The sequence below is a fragment of the Planctobacterium marinum genome (assembly GCF_036322805.1).
In the GTDB taxonomy this organism is placed as follows: Bacteria; Pseudomonadota; Gammaproteobacteria; order Enterobacterales; family Alteromonadaceae; genus Planctobacterium; species Planctobacterium marinum_A.
This window is the reverse complement of the sequence record NZ_AP027272.1, coordinates 365,740-386,475: the sequence shown is the minus strand read 5'-3', so window position 1 is coordinate 386,475 and position 20,736 is coordinate 365,740. Positions and strand designations below refer to the sequence as shown.

General features: G+C 47.6%; 14 protein-coding genes. 9 read left to right on the top strand and 5 right to left on the bottom strand.

What is annotated here, in order from left to right; genetic code table 11:
- Nucleotides 1-25 precede the first annotated feature (25 nt).
- Together AABA75_RS01710 and AABA75_RS01705 are read left to right on the top strand one after the other, a co-directional pair.
- A complete protein-coding gene (locus AABA75_RS01710) occupies nt 26-2,053 on the top strand; it encodes a S9 family peptidase (protein ID WP_338290666.1) in 2,028 nt (675 codons plus the stop codon).
- A gap of 155 nt (nt 2,054-2,208) precedes the next feature.
- The gene (locus tag AABA75_RS01705; RefSeq protein WP_338290664.1) at nt 2,209-2,748 is read left to right on the top strand and encodes a hypothetical protein; all 540 of its coding nucleotides are present in this window, start codon (nt 2,209-2,211) and stop codon (nt 2,746-2,748) included.
- Between the two features lie 90 nt (nt 2,749-2,838).
- On the opposite strand, the gene AABA75_RS01700 is transcribed toward AABA75_RS01705, so the two are convergent.
- Complete coding sequence (locus tag AABA75_RS01700; protein WP_338290663.1) at nt 2,839-3,225, bottom strand: VOC family protein; 387 nt, start codon at nt 3,223-3,225, stop codon at nt 2,839-2,841.
- 193 nt (nt 3,226-3,418) lie between these two features.
- Here AABA75_RS01700 and AABA75_RS01695 point away from each other — a divergent pair, with 193 nt between their 5' ends.
- Entirely contained in the window at nt 3,419-6,721 is a 3,303-nt protein-coding gene (locus tag AABA75_RS01695; RefSeq protein ID WP_338290662.1) for a hypothetical protein, read from the top strand.
- 81 nt (nt 6,722-6,802) lie between these two features.
- Here AABA75_RS01695 and norR read toward each other — a convergent pair whose 3' ends face one another.
- Entirely contained in the window at nt 6,803-8,389 is a 1,587-nt protein-coding gene (gene norR / locus AABA75_RS01690) for a nitric oxide reductase transcriptional regulator NorR (RefSeq protein ID WP_338290661.1), read from the bottom strand.
- Between the two features lie 221 nt (nt 8,390-8,610).
- Here norR and AABA75_RS01685 point away from each other — a divergent pair, with 221 nt between their 5' ends.
- The 5 genes from AABA75_RS01685 to AABA75_RS01665 all read left to right on the top strand — a co-directional run bounded on the left by AABA75_RS01685 (nt 8,611) and on the right by AABA75_RS01665 (nt 13,958).
- The gene (locus AABA75_RS01685; protein ID WP_338290660.1) at nt 8,611-8,925 is read left to right on the top strand and encodes a hypothetical protein; all 315 of its coding nucleotides are present in this window, start codon (nt 8,611-8,613) and stop codon (nt 8,923-8,925) included.
- A gap of 5 nt (nt 8,926-8,930) precedes the next feature.
- On the top strand, nt 8,931-10,151 hold the full coding sequence (locus AABA75_RS01680) for an NnrS family protein (RefSeq protein ID WP_338290659.1): 1,221 nt from the start codon (nt 8,931-8,933) through the stop codon (nt 10,149-10,151).
- 27 nt (nt 10,152-10,178) lie between these two features.
- A complete protein-coding gene (gene hmpA / locus AABA75_RS01675; RefSeq protein WP_338290658.1) occupies nt 10,179-11,366 on the top strand; it encodes an NO-inducible flavohemoprotein in 1,188 nt (395 codons plus the stop codon).
- Between the two features lie 299 nt (nt 11,367-11,665).
- A complete protein-coding gene (locus AABA75_RS01670; protein WP_338290657.1) occupies nt 11,666-11,839 on the top strand; it encodes a hypothetical protein in 174 nt (57 codons plus the stop codon).
- Between the two features lie 355 nt (nt 11,840-12,194).
- Nucleotides 12,195-13,958: a CRTAC1 family protein gene (locus tag AABA75_RS01665; RefSeq protein ID WP_338290656.1), complete on the top strand. Its 1,764-nt coding sequence runs from the start codon at nt 12,195-12,197 to the stop codon at nt 13,956-13,958.
- A 16-nt stretch (nt 13,959-13,974) separates the two neighbouring features.
- On the opposite strand, the gene AABA75_RS01660 is transcribed toward AABA75_RS01665, so the two are convergent.
- From AABA75_RS01660 to AABA75_RS01650, 3 genes are all read right to left on the bottom strand, one after another.
- Nucleotides 13,975-15,342: a serine hydrolase domain-containing protein gene (locus AABA75_RS01660; protein ID WP_338290654.1), complete on the bottom strand. Its 1,368-nt coding sequence runs from the start codon at nt 15,340-15,342 to the stop codon at nt 13,975-13,977.
- Between the two features lie 271 nt (nt 15,343-15,613).
- Nucleotides 15,614-17,620 (bottom strand): vanadium-dependent haloperoxidase, encoded by a 2,007-nt coding sequence (locus tag AABA75_RS01655; protein ID WP_338290653.1) that lies wholly within the window; start codon nt 17,618-17,620, stop codon nt 15,614-15,616.
- A gap of 173 nt (nt 17,621-17,793) precedes the next feature.
- Nucleotides 17,794-20,139 carry an amidohydrolase gene (locus AABA75_RS01650; RefSeq protein WP_338290652.1) on the bottom strand — a complete coding sequence of 782 codons (2,346 nt, stop codon included), beginning with the start codon at nt 20,137-20,139 and terminating at the stop codon, nt 17,794-17,796.
- Between the two features lie 168 nt (nt 20,140-20,307).
- Here AABA75_RS01650 and AABA75_RS01645 point away from each other — a divergent pair, with 168 nt between their 5' ends.
- Nucleotides 20,308-20,727: a nuclear transport factor 2 family protein gene (locus AABA75_RS01645; protein ID WP_338290651.1), complete on the top strand. Its 420-nt coding sequence runs from the start codon at nt 20,308-20,310 to the stop codon at nt 20,725-20,727.
- The last annotated feature ends 9 nt before the right edge of the window (nt 20,728-20,736 follow it).

Sequence of the window (20,736 nt, the reverse complement as noted above, 5' to 3'; positions counted from 1 at the left end):
CGGGCCTTTCACATCGAGCCCCGTTATGTTCAAGAATATGATGCCTGCCATGGTATTACTGTGCCTGATTAATCCCGTTTGCGCAGAAGAGAAAAGCGCTGATACTCCCTTTGCTAGCATAAAATCGCAAGTGGAAACTGCAGTAAAAGCACCACTGATGGCCCGCGAATTGTTCAGCCAGTCTCCGGAATTACAAAACGTAATACTATCCCCTGATGGTAAACACCTTGCCTATACGTTGGCTAAGGCTAACAGGCTAGAAATTTGGCATTACAGTCTGTCCACCGATAGTCATCGACGTGTGTTGAGTACCAAACAACTAAAAAACTTACATTGGTCCGCCGACAGTCACTCACTGGTCTATGAAAGCGGCCCTGCTGTATACAAAGTCGGTATTAAAGTGGGACATCTGGCGCAAAAGCTATTTGAATTACCCGGTAGCGACAGCCAGTTCATCGGCCCGGATAGAGACAAACCAGGGCAGTATTGGGTGAAAGATTTCAACACCAGTACGCAGCAGCATCAATTGCTTACCTACAACGACCAAGGTACGTCTCACCCTGCCATCACCAGCCAGTCTCCCATTACTGGATTCTTAAGCCAGCAAGGTCAGCTAAAGGTGATCAAACAACTTATTGCCGAGCAACAACAAATCAGCATTGTGAATGAGAATGGGCTACAACCCGTAACCCATTGCCGAGCACTGAGTGCCTGTAAATTGCACGCCTGGGATCCCCAAACCAAGACGCTATTTGTCTCCAGCTATTTTCACCTGAATACCTTAGCGCTATTCAGCGTAAATACTGTCAGTGGTGAAAAAACGCTATTACATCAGCACCCGAAACAGCGTTTCGACTTGCTGGGAGTATCAGTACACCCTTCTGAAGGGCCGCAAATTGTCAGCTACCAAACAGATTATTCAGCACACTTTGCACTTAATGAAGCGATGCAGCCTATTGTGCAGGAAATCCAAATAAAAACAACGAGCCCACAATGGTATCTGCGCGCTTCTAGGAAGCACGACATTTTCCTGGTAAAAGACAGCAATCCGACCCGCTCAGACAATGAATATTGGATTTACGATGTCGCCCAACAATCATGGCGAAAGCCGCTTGCCCACTTAAAGCAAAACACCATCCCTGGGCAATGGATAGCCCCCAGAATCCCTTTTTGGTATCAGGCCAGTGACGGTATGCAGTTGCAAGGCTATCTCATCTTACCGCTCGGCTATGATCCCGCTGCAGTACCCTTGATTGCCATGCCTCACGGTGGCCCATGGAATCGTAGCCAAGGCGCATATAGTCGTCAGGCACAATTTCTGGCTAATCGCGGCTATGCTGTATTTGAGCCTAACTTTAGGAGCTCTACGGGATTGGGATTAAACTATACAATCAGTGCCAATAAAGACTTTGGCAACGGCAGAGTACAACAAGATATTCTGGAAGGATTGGACTATCTGTTAAGCCACGGGATCGGTGATAGCAATCAGCAAGCCATCGTCGGCCACTCTTTTGGCGGGTTCAGCACCCTGACCGCCTTAGCTTTTACGCCAGAGCGATTCAAGGTAGGTTTCGCCGGTGCAGCCCCTGCAAATCTGGCTCATACTTTGCTGCGTTATGGCAATAGTATCTCCGTCTCGCAACAACCGGGTTTTAATCTACGCATCAAAACTCTGATGTTAGACCGTCAGAACAGGACAGATACTGCACGGCTGTACCAGCAATCCCCCGACAAACACCTCGATAAGATAATAGCTCCTCTTTACCTTTGGGCTGGTGAGCGAGACGAGCGCGTCGCCATAGAAGATATCAGAGAAATCGCCGTGCGCTTGCAGCAAAAACAACAAAACGTCGTATTATTGAGCGACCCCAATGAAGGGCATAGTCCAGAATCAGAACTCGCCAAAGAGGCTTATCTCTATCTTATGGAAGAGGCGTTAACGCGTCATCTAAAGGGACACAAAGACCAGACCATGAGCAAACCAATTGTCAGTTACTTAAAAAAATATCTGATGTTTGATTCCGAAGAGCCTATGTTGGGTGAAAGTCAATAAAAAGCCTGCGGGATCCGTCTCATGGTATGTGCAGTAGACACTTATAAAGTGTTTAATAAAGACTGCACTGAGCAGCAAAACCCGTTAACTGGTAGCCAAAAGTGAGTTCCGACAGTATTTTGTCGATACCATAACGAAAGTAACAGAGAGGGTTAATGAGGCAGATTCTGAAATTGCTCTTGCTCTTCGTGAGCATTGCGGCACACGCAAACGAGACAGCATTCTATCGACTTAATATCGTCAATGACCATAATCAGCTATTGGTTTTAAAGATTAAAGACCGAGATTTGTGGGTAACACCGGGCTTTTACAAAACACCCGAGCAATTTGAGATCTCTCAATTGTACGACCTTGCAGCGGACTATGGCCTGACAGTTTCCACGCCAAAGTTGAATGGAGAATTCGACGTCAGTATGGCACCGGATAAACCTTTTCAAAAACGCATTTTTTACAGCGCGATGGCAAACGGAAAATTACAAAGAACACCAGACTACATTGAGTCCTGGCAATGGCTAGCATGGCCAGAAGCCCTCGCGCAAATAAAACCCAGCCTGCCCCATCTGGCATTATTACTCAACCAGACACAACAGTTTCCTGAGCAAGTATGGCATGTCCGATTGCAACGGGAGCTGCATGATGGAAAACCGACTCTGACAATCCTTGAAGACTTTAACAGTGGGAAGCAACCCAAATAACACGTCTGTTCGGCAACACTCATTTATAATGTTAAGACGCAGCTATGTGCTGCGCCTTACGGGTCATTGCGGGCGGCACTGAGATATTCTTTAAGCCACCATACAAAAAGCATTCAATTTATTGCCATCTAAATCGCGAAAATAGCCCGCATAAAACCCTTTTGTGGCCTCTTCAGGTCTGAACCCTGGCTTACCTTCGCATGTGCCGCCCAACTCAATTGCTTTAGTATAAAAGGCATCCACTTGTTCCGGTGTTTCCAGAAAAATGGCCACCATAACGCCGTTACCCACGGTAGCAGCCTCTTTGTTATAGGGCAGCGTCACCGAAAGGGCTGGCTCATCTTCGCCTTTAGACCAGGCGATAAAATAGTTTTCTTCTTCCATAAAACGGCCGGCACCGATAGTGGCCAATAAAGCATCGTAATAAGCGCCAGATTTTTCCAAATCTGCGGTACCTAATGTCACATAACCAATCATAATTTGCTCCTTAAAGGTGTGATAAATTCATGGCTAGTTTAGCCCCGGTGATCTACCAAAATGTGTCAGTAGGGATAAATTCGGGTTAAAAAAATTAACGTTCGAGCTTCACAAATCATGTAATACAGCGTAATGGTAAAAATGAAGACTCAAGCTACGCTTTAGGGAATTAAAATTCCAGGGTACCCCGATTATGAGTGCTGATACGGCTGTTTTTTCACCTGAAACTTTTCCGATAACCTTTTCGGTTCCCAAAGAAATAGCCCAACAAGGGGTTTATGTTGCCCTGTTTGGCTTAAGTGGGCTGGCCAAAACCGCACCTCAAGTCTTTCTCAGCTCGGCACTAAACGACAATGGCAATGCTGTTGTAGCTGCAGCGACGTTGGCAAAACAGGTAACGCAAAAGCATCCCGAGCGCATCAATCTGAACTTGCCCTCAGACACCATCATAATTGCTGTGAACACACAAACCCAGATAGCAAACTTTCCGCTTGAAAATGGGTCGTTGCTGATCACCGAAAAAGATGCCAATGGCAACATTACAGCGCAAACCAAAGTGCACTATGAATCATTTGTTTCACAGGATATGTATCTAAGTGGTTTAGCCATGTTTACGGGTGTTACTGGGGGTACAGGCACGTTCTCTCCCGGTGCAAGTGTTACCCTTGACCATGATTGGGTGCTGTCCAGCAGCAAACCAGCACTCACTAATATTCCTTTACTGGAGGTATTCACTGCGGGTAATACCTACCCAGATATTGCACAAACCGTTATCAACATTCCTGCACCCGGTCAAACCTTAACAGGTAACGTGCCTACCACAGATATTTCCAGCGGCGAATTGGTGATGTTTGTTGGCCCCAACAATGGTTTACAGAGTAACGCCGCGCAGGAGTTGGTGGTTCCCACCTTGAGTTCCAACCCGAATGATACTTTTGGACTTTTTGAGTGGGGCATTAACGGCACACTCAGCGTGAATAGTGGCGGCGGTATCGATTTTGATGTGTCTGCGATTGATCAGATTGGCTTTCCTTTTAACGTTACCGCAAAAATCAGTAATGCTCCCAATGCAGCAACTAATCCCCACCAGCCATTTAATCAGGGCGTTGGCTTTTTACAGAATAGAACAACGCTTTTTAATGGCTTTGTGCCGTTTCTTGAAAGTTTACCAAAAAGCTCCAATGCCAAGGTATTCGAGACGCTGGCAGCAGATAAAAGCCCAACGGTGGCGCGTATCACCGCACCGCAAGATTGGTTAAACTTTCTGGTGAATAGCGGCCCACAAATCGCAACTTCTGGTATCTCTGGTTTTCAGCCCATTCAAAATCCTGGCGGGACATCAGGTTTTACGTTTAGTGTAAATACCAACCCGGCTACCGTGGTAGTGCAGAACCCTGGTTCAAATTATCAATCAGCACCCGCCGTAACATTTTCAAAGCCACAAAAATCCGGAGAAGCTGCCACAGGCATAGCAATACTAAACTCGGAACAAGTACAAAGTGTAGAGATAACCAGCGCGGGCAGTGGCTACACACACCCTCCCACGGTATCCTTTACAAGCACGACCGGCAGTGGTGCAGCGGCAGCTGTTAGCCTGGCCCCTGATAATTATTATTATGCAATCACTGCTGTTAAAGAGGAGTTTATCGCCAGAGTCACCGACGGTGGCAGCAACTATACTAGTGCACCTGGCGTTAACATCTCTGCACCACAAGCAGGAGGCACAACGGCTGCAGGTATTGCGATATTGGGCAGCGGTGCAAACGCAGACAAAGTGGTAGAGATAAAAATCATCCATAGTGGCAGTGGTTATCAAACCGCGCCCAGCATCACCTTAAGCGGCGGCGGTGGACAAGGCGCGACCGCAGAATTGCGCTTTAACGAATCCATGACAGGTGCGATCCAGGCACAAACTATCAACGCAGGTACCCTGGCGGTAGTCAACTGGCGCACTTACCCTGGCGCCACAAGATACAATGTGTACCGTAGCAAACATGCCAACCTGGAGGGCGCGCAACGTCTCAATGGTGATACACCTTACACGTCACAGGCACTAGCCAATAATTCCAGCCTGGAGCACACAGTGACAAGTACCTCTTCATCAGTCACTGTATCCACACCGTTAACTGACACAATACCGAAAGTCGGCACCTTGCTTGTCAGTGATGGTGTCAATGAAGGCTTATTTCAGTACACGGCTGTGGATATTAGCCAGTCTACCTTTACCGGAACCATGTTCAGTACTGTGGATTTTGATGCAGGTAGCTCAGTGACGCTATTACCGCAATATCTGGACAATGGTACACCCTCTGCAGATGCCGGGGATGAAGTCGCAACACCGCCGGACAACAACTACTTTTTTGAACCACTGAATGCCTATTTTACTGACGCCATTAAAGACTTCTTTGATTACTATCGGCCAGTTAAAAACTCGGATGACAAAGCCGCTAAAGACAAAAACAGCGACCTCAGAAAATTCGAAATTGATATTGCCGGCGAAGTTTCCACCAAATGGACAGGCCATACTTCTGAGCAAATAATTAATGGTGAAACCTATACCGTACTGACGTTGACAGGCGAGCAAGGAATATATGGTGGTAACTATGCGGGTAAAACCGTGAATATCTATCAACCCTTCTTTTCCAGTAATGTGCCAGACGATGCTTTTAATCCGCCCATTCCATTACCCAAAGCGCCTGACTGGTTGACTGATAAGCAGGCTTCTCCTTCGGCCATGGTATTCGGAGCCTCTGGCTGTTTTGGCACGGCTGATAATGTCGGCATCCCCAATCCAGCGGCCCCGCTTTCCACTGCACCACCAGCCATCGTGAAAGACGTTATGAATCCCATCAACGCTGCTCTTAATCGCGGTCTCACCCCCCGTAGAAACCCCGACAGAAGCTGGCCAAAAGAAGTATTGAAGCCAATGTATTGGGCCCAGGCACCTTTGTTCCCACTCACCGCCACGGTGTCTCAAAGTGCCACAGCCAGTCTGGCTAAGCACACCTATTACTACGCCATTGCCGGAGTCAACGTCAATGGCGACTCCAGCAATCAGGAAACCATTCCGGGTAACATCGTGACCGTTCAGTCCGATGAGCTAAGTAGCAGCAATAACAATCAGGTAACACTCACTATCCCGAATACTGGTGTTACCACATTTACGGCGTTTAACGTTTATCGCGGTACTTCGCCAACAGCCATGAAGAAAATCACATCCGTGACTCCAGCCAGCACTGGCTCCACCACTTTAGTTGACACTGGTTTGGCGGATGGCACTAAGGCGCCTCCCCATACCATGAACGCGCCCGGGCAGCTAGCAAATTGGTATGCCGCCTATCTGCACCAACTGGATGTGAGTATCAATGGGCTATCGTACGGAACCCCCTATGACGACCAGGGTGGTTTTTCTTCCAACGTCAATATCACCTACACGGGTTCCACACCTAATCCACCACAGGGGCTCACCATCACATTACTTCCATGGAATGAATGATTAAAAGTAAACAGGGCACGGTGAAACCTTGCCCTTCTCTGTTGCTATGAGTGATAGCAAATTAAGTAACTCAGCGGGAGTTTAATGGCTAACAATCTGCTTGTGCACCTCAATACCTAAGCGCCGGGCCATGCGTACCAGATTAGATCTGTCGGTATTTAACTGCCGGGCAGTGGCAGCCCAGTTTCCATTGCATTGAATTAACGTCCCTTCAATCAATTTCCGTTGAAAATTTTCGGTTTGTTGCTTGATATCCTGCTGCCTTAGCGATAATGCCTCTGCATTTGCTCTGGATACCTCCGCAGACTGGAGTTCTGCCCCACCGGGCGCAATACTCAAATCGCCACAATGCTTGGGTTCGATGGTGACAATCGCGTTCGATTGCTGCTCGTAAGACGCTTTTAGGGCAGCTCGCGAAAGCACATGCTCCAGTTCCCGGACATTACCCGGCCAGTGATATTGCTCAAAATGTGCAATAGTCGTCGAACTCAGGTTAAGTTGCTGCAGGCCCAATTTCCGCCGGGACTGCTCGGTAAAATACCCCGCCAACAGGGCAACATCTCCGTGCCTTTTTCTCAGCGGTGGGATTTGCACCGGGTACACACTCAAACGATGATACAAATCAGCGCGGAAGTTACCAGCAGCCACCTCATCCGCCAGATGACGATTAGTGGCAGCGATAACCCGCACATCCACATGCTGTATGGCATCTTTGCCCACGGGCTGGATTTCATTGGATTGCAAAGCCCTGAGCAATTTACTTTGTGCCGCAACGGGCAACTCGCCAATTTCATCCAGAAACAATGTACCGCCGTCAGCCAGCAGGAATTTACCGGCCCGGTCTTTGTCCGCCCTCGTAAACGCTCCTTTTACATGCCCGAATAACTCACTTTCAATCAGATTCTCTGGCAAGGCCGCACAATTGACGTATATCAGGGGTTTATTGGCGCGGGAAGATTGCAAGTGCAGATGTTTGGCTATGAGCTCCTTGCCCACCCCGGTTTCGCCAAGAATGAGTACACTAAAAGGCGATGCCGCCACTATATTTAGCTCTTTTTTGAGGCGACGCATCACGTCACTTTCTCCCAGAATTTCGCTACCCTCACGCGCCAACGCCTCATGGTTGAGCTCTGCCACCAGCAAATGTGTCCTGGCGTTTTTGAATTCTAACTCCTCGAGCATCAATGCGATTTTCAAGGTTGAAGCAGCAATCGCAGCAATGCTTTGTAACTGCTGTTCCGGTAAAGATTCAAAGGCCATTGGCGACAAGCTGTCGAATGTTAACACCCCGATAAGTTGGCCTGCGAAAAAGAGTGGGATGCCCATACAGGCGTGGATTGGTAAGTTGCCTTTATGTCCGGCTAACAAACCATCATAGGGATCCGGTAATGGGCATTGCGCCGCAAAGCGCACGGGGCCTGATGCTTCCACTATCGCAGAAAACCGTGGATGCGCCTGAATGTTAAAGCGTCGCCCCAATGTATCCTGGCTCAAACCCTTCTGGGCCAACGGTTTCAACACCTCGCCTTGCAGCGCCAACAGAACAATGGCATCGCACTCAATCAATTTAGTCAGGGTATTCAATAATTGCGCAAAGCGGTCAGTATTGGATAAACCCGTAACCTGAGCGGTGGCAAATTCTAATAACGTTTCGGTTGTCAGCTTCACAATATCACCATTTAACCTTTTCAGGTCATTATAACCCATCCTGAGAAAGGTCTAAATGACCTTTTCTTAGCATCTGTTCCTACCAAAAAACTGTAAATCACTGTTTTATATTACTTTTATTAACCTGGCACAAAAGTTGGAATACCAGTATTCAATTGTGTGTTTAATGATTCTGATAGATAAGCAAACAGTATCTCGATGTGGCAAGAGGACCCAACACCATGAACAATGTACTTTGTAATGCAACCCATCCCCCAACCAGTCCAAATCTCCCGCGCTGGTCAGAGCCTCACCTAACTGCCGAGCAAGGCAGCAGGAGCAACTTTCGACGCTGTTGGCGCTTTGGCAATCGCCTGATGGCCATCTCACTTCTTGTCTTTATTGCGGCCCTATTAATTGGCTACCAATTCAATCATCTGGTGTCTATGCCAGTGGAAATCGCCGCGCATATTGGCTCAATGATCTTACCCGGCTTTTTTAAAATAGGTTATGTGCTGCGTTGTATCGGACGCAAGCATTTAGGCGAGGTGGTCTAAAGACGATGCCACCAGCCAAACTAATACCCAAACCAATCCCCAACTTAAAACAGGTCGCTGATGCCTTTTTTAACTTACCTTTGTGGCACCTGGCATTTCGCGCTTGCTTTTTATTGGCAAGCATTAGCAGTGTGTTTGCTATAGTTACCTGGTTAGGCATACTCAACAACTGGTGGCGTTTCAGTGAACCCGCTCTAACGCCAACCCTTTGGCATCTGCACGAGATGTTATTTGGCTTTGCCGCCACCGTTGCTATTGGATTTACCCTGACGGCTGTGCAAACCTGGACCGGACTGGCCAGCATCAAAGGCCGACCACTTGCTTTGTTTATGCTGCTATGGCTAATAGCCCGGCTCGTTTTCTGGTTCAATCACAGCGCCCTTGTTATACCTGCGATTGTTGTACAAATGCTGTGGTGGGTGGCGGCGATATGGGTGTTTGCCCGTCTTTTGATTCAGGCTCAAAACCGACGCAACTATCTGCTAATTGCTGTATTCACGCTGATGGCGGTACTCAATCTCAGTATATTGCTGGCAGATATTTCAGGTAACACGGCTTTGGCCCTGCATCTGGGTCGCTCCATGGTACTGATGTTTACCCTGTTAATGGCCATTATCGCCGGACGCGTTATCCCGTTTTTCACTGAACGGGGCATTGGCTCGATTGTAATGCTCCCAACCCCAAAAACCGACCAGGCACTGCTCTGGGTTTCCGCAACGAGCATTGCGCTGTTTATCACCGGGCACTTTATGTCGCTGCCCGTATCCCCTGCTGTACTCTTTATCGCCTCAGGCGGATTGCACTTATATCGATTAGTGCGCTGGTATCACAGCGCAATATTCACACTGCCATTATTGTGGTCGCTGCATGGCGCCTATTTGTTTTTAGCACTGGGCCTGCTGGCCACCGGGGTGAGTTTTATTGCTCCTGTGATTTCGCTGAGTGCCGCACTGCACCTGATCACCATAGGCGCAATAGGCCTGATGATCCTGTCCATGATGAGTCGCGTTTCGCTGGGGCATACCGGCAGGCCGCTAACACCAAAACCGCTAATGAGTATGGCATTTGTGCTGCTGGCCACGGCGGCTTTGGTGCGCGCCATTCTCCCCGGACTTGGGGCTCCCGTATTGAGCTGGCAACTCAGTAGCCTGCTGTGGTTGCTGGCCTTGCTGATATTTCTGCTTTGCTATTGCCCTGTTTTACTTGCCCCGCGCAAGCAATATTAATTTTTTGAACCTATTAAGGAAAAACACTTGAAAACAACCATGCTCACGCAATCTCACATAGATATCATTAAGTCCCTCGCCCCTTTATTGGAGACAACGGGTGCCACCTTAACCGACCATTTTTATGGTCGCTTGTTTGCCGCACATCCCGAGTTGATGGACATTTTCAATATGAGCCACCAGCAGTCAGGAGCGCAAAAACTGGCGTTGTTTAGCATCATTGCCGCCTACGCCAAAAATATTGAAACTCCACAAGTGCTGCGAAAAGACGTTGAGCGCATTGCTCACAAGCACACAAGCTTCAACGTTCAGCCAGAGATGTACCAAATCGTAGGGCACCATTTAACAGAAACCCTCAGAGATCTGACTGGCGAGCTATTCACCGCTGAGGTGGAAGAAGCCTGGCAAGCGGCGTATAGCTTTCTCGCCGAGATGTTTATACACCGCGAGCAGCAGCTCTACACTAGCAAACTAGCTGAGCCTGGTGGTTGGCGTAATGCCCGAACCTTTATCGTGCAGGCCATTGAGCAAGAGTCTGAACTGGTGAAGAGCTTTATCCTGGTTCCCGAAGATAATGGCCCGGTCATTTCATACCAGCCTGGCCAATACCTGGGGATAAAAGTGAAGCCACCTGGCTATCCGCACACCGAAATACGACAATACTCCCTATCAGATAAACCCAATGGCAAGTGCTATCGCATTTCGGTTAAACGCGAGTCCGGAGACATTCCAGGAGTAGTTTCGAATTACCTGCACGACCATGTAAACAAAGGCGACGCTATTGAGGTTCACCCCCCAGCGGGTGATTTCTACTTCCTGGATCGAAACACGCCAGTAGTTCTGATCTCAGCGGGTGTGGGGGCGACGCCCATGCAGGCGATGCTAGAGCACCTTGCGCATATTCATTATCAACACCAGGTGTACTATTTACACGCCTGTGAAACACCAGCACAGCACAGCTTTTCACAGCGTACAAAAACGCTCATATCCCATAACAACTGGCAATCGTTTACATGGTATGCACAGCAGAGCCATGCTGACGCCCTGCAGGGCATGATGAATTTTGATGCAGTAGACGTACCTTATGGTCTGGCCCATTTTTATCTGTGTGGTCCGGTGGGCTTTATGGCATTTGCCAAAAAACAGCTCCTGGCTCAGGGAGTCGCCCAAGAACGCATACACTACGAGGTATTTGGCCCGCATCAGGATTTATAAGTCATATTGCGAATTGCTGTGCCTTCAAATCAATAAGCCACCTCCTTCAAAGGGTGGCTTCGTATTGACTCCCTGAAAACACACCACTACAAGTCTCAGCGATGTTAAGTCTGAAGTGCTATTCGGGGCTCCCTGGACAACAAGTTAACTAAGTATTCAGAGAAAATAACTGCAACCAGCACCGGGGAAAGTATCAAGCACCTTAAATTTGCGAATCGGTTTGGTTATAGACCAAAGTCGTACTCCAGTAATTTTATAAACGGGCGATAACAAGATATGCAATCGCGCCGGAGGTACTTATGGACATTTTGCACAACCAACAAAACAAAAACTCAGAAAAAGCGGAAGATAAGGCTATTTTTGAAACACTCAGAACTGAGTCACACCTGCCAGGCATGTCTGATGCTGATGCCATTTTTTTGATGCAAATGGATGTGCCGGACGCCATTTTGAAAAAATTACGTGCCCATTAAATCTGTTTATCTGAGTATTTTGGCAACGTTAATCAAGGCGATTGAGATTCATCGGGAACAATACAATCGTCTTGGCGAAAGGTATTCACTAAATAAATTGTTGTCCAGCCACCCTGTAACTGACAAAGATTAAAAGCGAACTGAGTCCATCCCCTGGCCAGCTTACCCAACTTTGAAAAGTCCATAAATCTATAAACTGTACCAACTCAACGTTTACTGATCCCGGTTTGACGTAATTTTATTGGCCAAACAATTAAACCTGTTAATACTCAGCAAATTATCTGTGTTTTTTTCGTGGGATGCACCGTCAAAAGTCCGGGTAAACAACACATAAGCAGTCAATAGAGGCCCATCAGTGAGCAGCAAATTTATCGTTTCAGCCTTAACACTTGCATTTCTGAGTGGTTGCGGTGGCGGTGGTTCCGATACCACGCCACCTGTTATACCAACGCCCGCAACACCGACAACCCCACCGCCCGTTGAAGACACCGGACCGAGAATTGATGTTATTACACTGCGTACCTCTGCCAACCAGTTAGCTGCCGGAGGCTGTGCTGCCGATGCAACCAGCAGCAGCGGCCCTTTCAGCGATATTTCTCAAGCGGCAGGATTGTGTTACGAGGTAAATACGAGCCCGGAAGATGGCATTCCAGCTCGCGTGGCAGGCGGCATTGCCGTACAGGATGTTAACCAGGACGGTTATCTGGATATTTACGTCACCCATGGCCGCGATACTAAAGGCAAACTATTCAGTCTTTCAGCAGAGGATAACTTTACCGATATCACCGTATCTTCGGGTATCAATGTTAGTGCAACAGACCATTCCGCCGCCTTTGTAGATGTTGATCAGGATGGTTTGAGCGATCTGTTAAGTATTCAGGAAGCCAGCCCCTGGTTGCAGATATTTAAGAATGCGGGAGATGGCAGTTTTACTGAGATCAGCGACACTGTCGCGCTGACGTTAAGCAAAGATACCTACTCTGTAGCAGCCAGTGACATTGATAACGACAATGACCTGGATCTGTTTTTTGCTCACTGGCACCCCGATAATCCCCAAAACCGCTGGGAGTTTTTATGGGAAAATCGTGGCCCTAATCAATATCACGATATCAGTGATACGGTAGATCTCGAAGAGTTCGACAGCGCTGATGCCGATGCCATGGCAGATCAGTTTTCCTTCACCCCGGTTTTTGCCGATATCAATCTGGACCAGTTCCCCGACTTACTTTTGGCTGCTGACTGGAGCACCAGTCAGGTACTGGTTAACAACGGCGGTAGTAGTTTTGTGGATCAAACGGTACCCGCAGTGATCAACGACCGCGCTGGCATGGGCGGTACCGTGGCCGATTATGACAATGATGGCGATCTGGACTGGTTTGTCTCTGCCATCGGTGATCCTCGCGAAGAATTTCTCACCGTGGGCTTATTTGATGGTAACCGCCTGTATCGCAATGAAGGCGACGGCACTTTTTTAAACATGACCGATTATGCCGATGTGCGCCAAGGCTACTGGGCTTGGGGCGCTTGTTTTGCCGATGTGAATAACGATGGATTTGATGATTTATTTATCGTTAATGGCTACAACGGCTGGACAGAAGAACAAGCCCAAAGTGGTAACTTTGCTCAGTTTTTAGCGACTCCAGCACGGCTGTACATCAACCAACAAGATGGCACCTTTGAGGAACAAACTGAACAGTTTGGTATCACCCACACCGACATGGGACGTGGATTAGTTTGTTATGACTATGACCGGGACGGCGATATTGATTTAATGATTGCCAACAGCGGTAAATCACCCACTCTGTATCGCAATGACAGCGCTGCCCAAGGAAACGGTTTTATCAACATCCAATTGCAAGGCTTGCTGGAAAACCCGGAAGCCGTAGGCGCAAAAATCTATGTAAGAGCTGGCGACTTAACTCTGTTTAAAGAGCTGCAACTGGGCAATCACTATGTGTCACAAAATCCGGTGGAGGCCCATTTCGGGCTTGGCGACAATGCTACTATCGAAGAAATTCGCATCGTTTGGCCCGGCAATGCAGCCGAGGAAACCATAGTAACCAACATCGCCAGCAACCAGTTTATTCGCTTGTATCATCCTCATTTAGAGACAGATTAGCTTTTTTGTTTGCCGTTTACAGTTTTACCAAAGCTGGTTGTGCACCGCGATATAAATCCACGGGAACAATTTCACTATTTTCCTGGTTAACGCGCAGCTGAAAGTAGTTCTCGGTGCACTCATAGGAGTAAGCATCGTTTTCACGGGGTATCAACATGCGCTTCGTTTGCCCCTCGAATTGAGCATAAAGTTGCTTATTTTCAAAGGTTATGGTCAGTACCTCAGAGTCAGCAGTTTCATATTTACCAACCAATTTACTCGCTAACGCCTCAATATCCGAGGTTTCTGTAACAGGTTGCGGAGATAAACCCAACTGCACGGAAATCATGTCCAATAATGCAGGGCCGGGATGCTGGGTGTCTTGATTACTGAATATCGTGGCACTCAACTCCTGCTGCGGAAAAGTAATATTCCAGGCAAAAAAGCCCGGTACTCTGCCTTGATGACTGAAACTTTCCATTCCGCTAATAGGATAAATATCGATACCAAACCCATAGTTAACTGCTGTGCCATCCTCTAGCGTTGCTTTGGTTGTCATCATTTGATAGCTATCTTTTGAAATCACTTTCCCGGATTTTAGAGCTTTATTCCAGAGACTCATATCTGCAAGCGTTGAGGCGATTGCCCCAGCGGCATAGATCCAACTACGATCAATGTTCCACAGGCTTTCCGACGGATCATCTGGCTTGATGTACTGTTCAGGGCCATCTTGACTAAGGGTATAACCATTTGTACTGCCTGCAGTTGTGCCCTTGGTAATAACAAAAGTACTGTTCATTTTTAGTGGCTTAAAAAAGCTATTTTGCATGAACTGCGAGAAAGGCAACCCCGAGGCCACTTCAATAACCTTACCCAATAAAAGATACCCCATATTTGAATAGCTATAGCGTTGCCCCATCTCAGCAATAAGCGCTTGCTTAGTAACGATATTCAATACCTGATCGATAGTGGCATATTTATCCCAAATCGCGGTGACTTCGGGATTATCCAGGTAATCAGGTAAGCCTGCGGTGTGGCTTAACACCCTGGCAATGGTTAACTTGCTGTATTCGCTATTTAGTGTAGGGATAAATTTGCCCAAAGGATCTTGTAAGGAGAGCTTTTTTTGTTTAGCTAATTTCAAAATCGCAGCGGCTGTAAATGTTTTAGTCGCCGAACCAATCTGAAACACACTATCTTCCCGGAGCGGCCGTTTTTCATCAATATTGGCCAGCCCCAAAGCATTGCTGTAAATTAGTTGCCCCGATTGCTCCAACCTCACTGCCATACCCGGTGCGTCAGCAGAGTAATGACACTGCATTATTTTTTCGAAATCCTGCGCTTGTGCAGTAGCACTTACCCCAAACATTCCGAGACATAGACTAAAAACTAGTTTCTTTTTCACTTGTGATACTCCATTTAGATCAACAACAAACCACTTGATTACATGTGTAATCAAACCAAGTATTACACGCGTAATCGAAGAGTGCCAAGCGAATTTTTGTACTATTTAAAACTAATGCTTCAGGTGAGATAGGTTGAACTCAGAAATGTGGACCATGGAGCAAAGAATTTTCAACACTATTCAGTTGACGAAAAAGTTGCGGGCCAAGAGAGAGCCCGCACAAGCATTCTAATCGTCTGCGCGCAGGGAGTAGAAGCAAAGAATAATTACCTCAGTCGCCGGAGTTGAAAAAGCTCTCTGCGAAAGCAAAGCCTTGCTGGCCAATTTGCTCGCCCATCAGGCGTCCGGGAATGTCATCTGCTGGCGGGTGAATACCGCCCCAAATACGGGACAAACTGCATTGATCAGCAGCATCGCGATAGGTAGCCCATTGCAGGGTCAGCGACACACTTGGTCCTTCTTCAAATACCAGAAATTCGTTCGCCTGTACCTCAAAGCCACTCATGCCCCCGGGGAAATAGGCAGAACCCGTAATCGCCGTCAGTACCTCAGCAGCGGCACGCGAATAAGTGGAATGCCCGGAAACATAACCGGCAAAAGGTGGAGTAACAAACGTGGGGCGCTGATAAGGCCACCAGTTCTCTGCGCGTATCCAGTCGACTCCAGCCTGACTGGTAGCCGGGTCCTCAATATAATCTGGCCCCTTCCAGGCGTATAACTTAATTTTGCCCACGTGCTCGTTATCGTCACCTGCCAATGCGTCACCCGATTCAATCAATTCGATATAGCCCGGCACCAGAGGAATACCATCAGCGTGGTAAGAAGGCAGTGTAGGATTGCTGCTCTGGCCTAAATCGGCCATAGCGCGGATGGCGGAAACCGGACGGATATAATCGTACCAGCCTTTTACTGACCAGGCAGAAATCGCGGCATCGTGCATAGTGCCGCCCAAGGTGAAATAACTTTTGATATCCCACTCCAGATTACCTACTACTTCACCTTCGCCTCGCCAGCGCTTTTCTAATTGTGGATGGTCGTTAATGGTATTGAGGATCACAAACCAGTGACCGGGCGGTGTTTCCGAATCGGGACCGTCCGCCCAAAACTCTGCCAATACCCGCGCATAATCACCACGGGGCACCATCTGCACTTCATAAGGCTGACCAGTGACAGGATTGAGTTCATACCCCTGACTGGCATCACCACCGGGTAAAAGCTGGTAAAAGTCGGGAAAGTCCGCAAAAGATTGAGGGAACTCGGCGATATTGCCAATACTGTTGGGAGAAATGTCCCACATCACATCATCGGTTTGGGTTAAATGAGCGGACCAAACCGACACCAGGGCAAAACCCCATTGATATTGGGCAGCTGAATCGGTTCCGATTAACGGCGGCAATCCCGGATCGTGATATACCTGATAATCAAAGCCATCGCGATTATAAGTTTGTTTATTGGCATCTGTTAATGCAAATGGCACCACGTCGCCCCACTCCGGACTTAAAAAATCTGGCGCATCTTCAGTGCGATTGCCGGATTGATCGATAAAGCCTTCGATCACCAGTGGCTGCCAGCGGTTCATATCCACAATATTGCTGTTACCAACGGTTGCGCTGTCTAAAACCAATGGTGGATTCACCGGTTGATAATGCAGATTCTCGTAAAAACCTTCCTCATTAGCGCCATCCTGCAAGCCAAAGGCGATATAGCACTCAGCAATCGCGTTGCCCAGCGCTGCAGCCGCCCCGGCACTGACATCAGTGGACTCAAAGGCGGAATCAAACCCCAACTCAGCCATTAACTGTTCAATATCAGCGTAGATAAAACCTACCCCCGGTGAAAAGCGAAAGCGATGTTTTATCAGACTAAATGCGGCATAACTGATAGCTTCTTCCTGAAGGGGCAGTATGTCTTCAGGAATTGAGATGGATTGAGCATTACAGGAAAAGTCAGCAACACTATTACCATAGAGCCAGGGAGTATTATTGTTAAATAGCGCCCAGGCATCGTACATGGCCGCCGAGATATGGAATAAATTACGGGCGTGCACGGTGGGTCGGGCAAAATCGTTGCGAATCGCATGCAATAATTGCTCATTCCACATTCTGGCAACGGAATTACCTTCTCTTTCAGGCGTGAGCTCCACCGGATCAGGTGTGGGTACTGTCGGAGTCACAACTGGCTCATCTGTACTGTCAGACCCTCCGCCACATGCGACGGTTAAGAGTGTCATCACAAACACAATACCGAGTGTTTTGAGCATTTTTTTCGTTGTTCTCATAATGTTGTTCCATGCGACCGCATCGTGACAGACTACAAATTCAAATCCTGATAGACAACGCCATTACGCCAAAGTGGACTACAGGGCCGATTAACGGAAACTATTGGCTATGTGCTTAGCGGAAAGCAAAAAAAGAGGAGTTAAATAACTCCTCCTCTTGCATGATGGAATGCTTAATCAAGTTGGCATTGAGATTGATACTCTGTGCCACTGGAAGTTTTACCCTCGGGTGAATGACTCCAGTCAACTTGCTTGCCATTGATGAAGGCACACTCCACATTGATGGCGTGGATATTGGCTTCATTGCCTGCATAGGTCAGTGGATTTTTATCAACAACTATCAGATCCGCAAGTTTGCCTCGTTCAATCGAACCTAGCTGTTGGTCAATACCGTGCTGCTGTGCCGGTACAATGGTGACTGCGCGGATTGCATCGCTGATAGCAATCCTTTCCTCTTCGTAAAGTGCCGAGCGCTGAGAATCTTTTAAGTGGGGGTAAAACCAGGTATCACGGGTTACACCTTGTTCAATAAACCACAACGGGAATAACGCACTGATACTGAGATCACTGTGCATGGAAAACGGAATACCTGCCGTCACTTCTGAGCCCATAGGGTCTATGGTGCCACCGCGAAACTCGCCCAACTCATTCTCCATTGAACGCCCCCAATAGGCGATGTGGCCCACCAGATGACTTGGTGACAAATAGGGTAACTTCGCCCGCTCTTGTTCATAGAGTTCCAGGATTTCTGCTGTCTCCCCCGTCGCTTTATTACCAGGGTTGTTTACCGTGGAATGAATAATGGTATAGGGCAAGCATTGGTACTTTCCTTTGTTAGTTTCATCCAGGCATTCCTTTTGGGGATTATCCATTGGCATTCCCGCAACTTTTTCTTGCATGAACGACAAGGCGTTTATCGCATCGCTAATGCCTTTGTCGCCGTTTGCATGAATATTGAAATACCAGCCTTTTTGGGCAAATGGCGTCAGGTTTTCGATTATTTGCTTATCGTCATAATTAGTATGACCGTCGCCGAATGATTGGCATAGCCCATCTTCATCGTAGGGTTGTGAGAGGTTGGCACTGCACCCTTGGGTTGAGCCATCCGCCCAAAGCTTAATGCCCTCTGCAGACAGCATGCCGTTGAAGGAAGCATCATCAAAACTAATCTTGTAGTCGACATTCTCATTTTGTGGCATTGCTGCCCAATTATAAACAGCGCGAATTCGGGTAAACGCCTGTTGATTTGCCACTAAACTCTTATAGCTGGTTATCATATCCGGCGTGGCGCCGCCTTCCACGAAAGTGGTGACACCTTGTTTTGATGCCGTTAACAAAATGCCACTCATGGCAGCTTGAAACGCAGGATTGAGCTCCTCAGTTGAATTGGCATTCTCGCTTTTGAGCAATGGTGGCGCGCCGTGCCCTACCATTTCCTGCATGTTCAAATGTGCGGTTTTAACATTGCGCTCGATAGCTTTGAAAAAAGGACCATAGGCCGTTTCTTCTTTAAGTAATCCCGAGTACTGCCAGTTATTGGTGCCTGACTTGGAGGCATCCTTTACGATATCCCACTCGCCATCAGGAAAATACAATGCCTTAACTAGCAAGCTGGCATTGGTCATCTGCTCTTTGGTGGCCTCTTCACATATCAATTTTACTTCGTCACCTTGAATGCCAAGATCTTTCCACCTTGGTGGCGTGACTCCGGGATGCAGTTCACTGTATTTGGCAGCAAACTCAGCTTCATCATAAATGCCTTCGCACAGCCCGGTTTCCGTGAAAGCTAACATATTGGCGTACCCCAAATGACCCGACTGATCCAGCACAAACAGCGGCTTGGGTTCGGGTAAGGTAGACAGCGCAATATCGATTGTTTTTATCGGGAAGTTCAGAAATGTCTGATTTTTATCAATGGCATCAGCAAATCGTTCTCTGGTTTGCGCCACATCAGCAGAAAATTCGTAACGATTTTGTTCAGACAACAGCATTCTGGAAGGATCGAGACCATTGCCGATAATCCAGGGAAAATCGGCTTTGGCATTTTTCGCCAGGCTCGCCAGGGCTTCATCCACATACAGGTAACAGGCGTCTCCTTCCTCAGGATAATAAAGCCAACCGTATTCCGCTTCCAATTGGCTTTGATATTTGTCCGGCAGACAAGGCATAACGTTTGGCACGGATGATGTTTGAGCGGTTTGATAGAGATGTGCATGAGGCTCAATAAAACCGGGCATAAGAGTCCGGCCTTTCAGATCCAGGTATTTAATGTCACTGCTTTTATATTTTGAAAGCTCTGCTTCAAGCTGTGCGAGTTCGACAACCTCCTCAATCACTCCATTATTAATGATAACAGCGGCAGCACTTTCACTTTGCTGATATACGGTATTTTTCTTATCAACAGTGACAATATCACCGCCGTGTATCACTAATATCTCACTATGATTATCAACCGCGGTTGTGCAACCCAGTGTCATTATTGAAGCGGCAAAAATAGACAGTGTCATCGACTTTTTCATAAATATTCCCTTTCCATTAAATCGACAGACAGGATAAATGCCGGTGCCAATTAAGCTATTACGAGCCCTTACAGCAGCAAAGGTGACAAATCGAAATCGCTAATGTTTGCTAAGCGTAAATAAAGGGGCTAATCTGCTGGCAACATCTTTGTTCAAGGAATATTGTTGATGCTGCGTAAATCCCTGCTGTTTATCTTTATGGTCTTTGCTACAACGGCGTTTGCCCATGGTTTCAAATCCCCTGAGGCGGCCATTGAATCTTATATCACGGCGGTTAAAACCGGCTCAGGTAAACATATTGAAATGGCCTTTGCAGAGTCTGCCTCCATCCAATATTACGATGAGCAGGGTGAGTATAAAGTGTATAGCAGAGACAGCTTTGCCAAGCTGGTGAACAGTGGCAATGAATGGGATGCCAATATCGAAATCACCAGTTTGCGAAAAACCGGTAACGCTGCCAACGCCACTGTGGAATTTACCTGGGGCAGTGAAAATCAAAAAGGTTATGTGGATTATCTCAACCTAATCTACGATGGTAAAAGCTGGCACATTAGCGACAAAGTAGCTCAGTTCGTACCACGCAAGTAAACCAGCAAG

Coding starts and splice junctions, on each gene's coding strand:
- AABA75_RS01710 (WP_338290666.1), top strand. CDS start 26: ATGTTCAAGAATATGATGCCTGCCATGGTATTACTGTGCCTGATTAAT.
- AABA75_RS01705 (WP_338290664.1), top strand. CDS start 2,209: ATGAGGCAGATTCTGAAATTGCTCTTGCTCTTCGTGAGCATTGCGGCA.
- AABA75_RS01700 (WP_338290663.1), bottom strand. CDS start 3,225: ATGATTGGTTATGTGACATTAGGTACCGCAGATTTGGAAAAATCTGGC.
- AABA75_RS01695 (WP_338290662.1), top strand. CDS start 3,419: ATGAGTGCTGATACGGCTGTTTTTTCACCTGAAACTTTTCCGATAACC.
- AABA75_RS01685 (WP_338290660.1), top strand. CDS start 8,611: ATGAACAATGTACTTTGTAATGCAACCCATCCCCCAACCAGTCCAAAT.
- AABA75_RS01680 (WP_338290659.1), top strand. CDS start 8,931: ATGCCACCAGCCAAACTAATACCCAAACCAATCCCCAACTTAAAACAG.
- AABA75_RS01670 (WP_338290657.1), top strand. CDS start 11,666: ATGGACATTTTGCACAACCAACAAAACAAAAACTCAGAAAAAGCGGAA.
- AABA75_RS01655 (WP_338290653.1), bottom strand. CDS start 17,620: ATGAGAACAACGAAAAAAATGCTCAAAACACTCGGTATTGTGTTTGTG.
- AABA75_RS01650 (WP_338290652.1), bottom strand. CDS start 20,139: ATGAAAAAGTCGATGACACTGTCTATTTTTGCCGCTTCAATAATGACA.
- AABA75_RS01645 (WP_338290651.1), top strand. CDS start 20,308: ATGCTGCGTAAATCCCTGCTGTTTATCTTTATGGTCTTTGCTACAACG.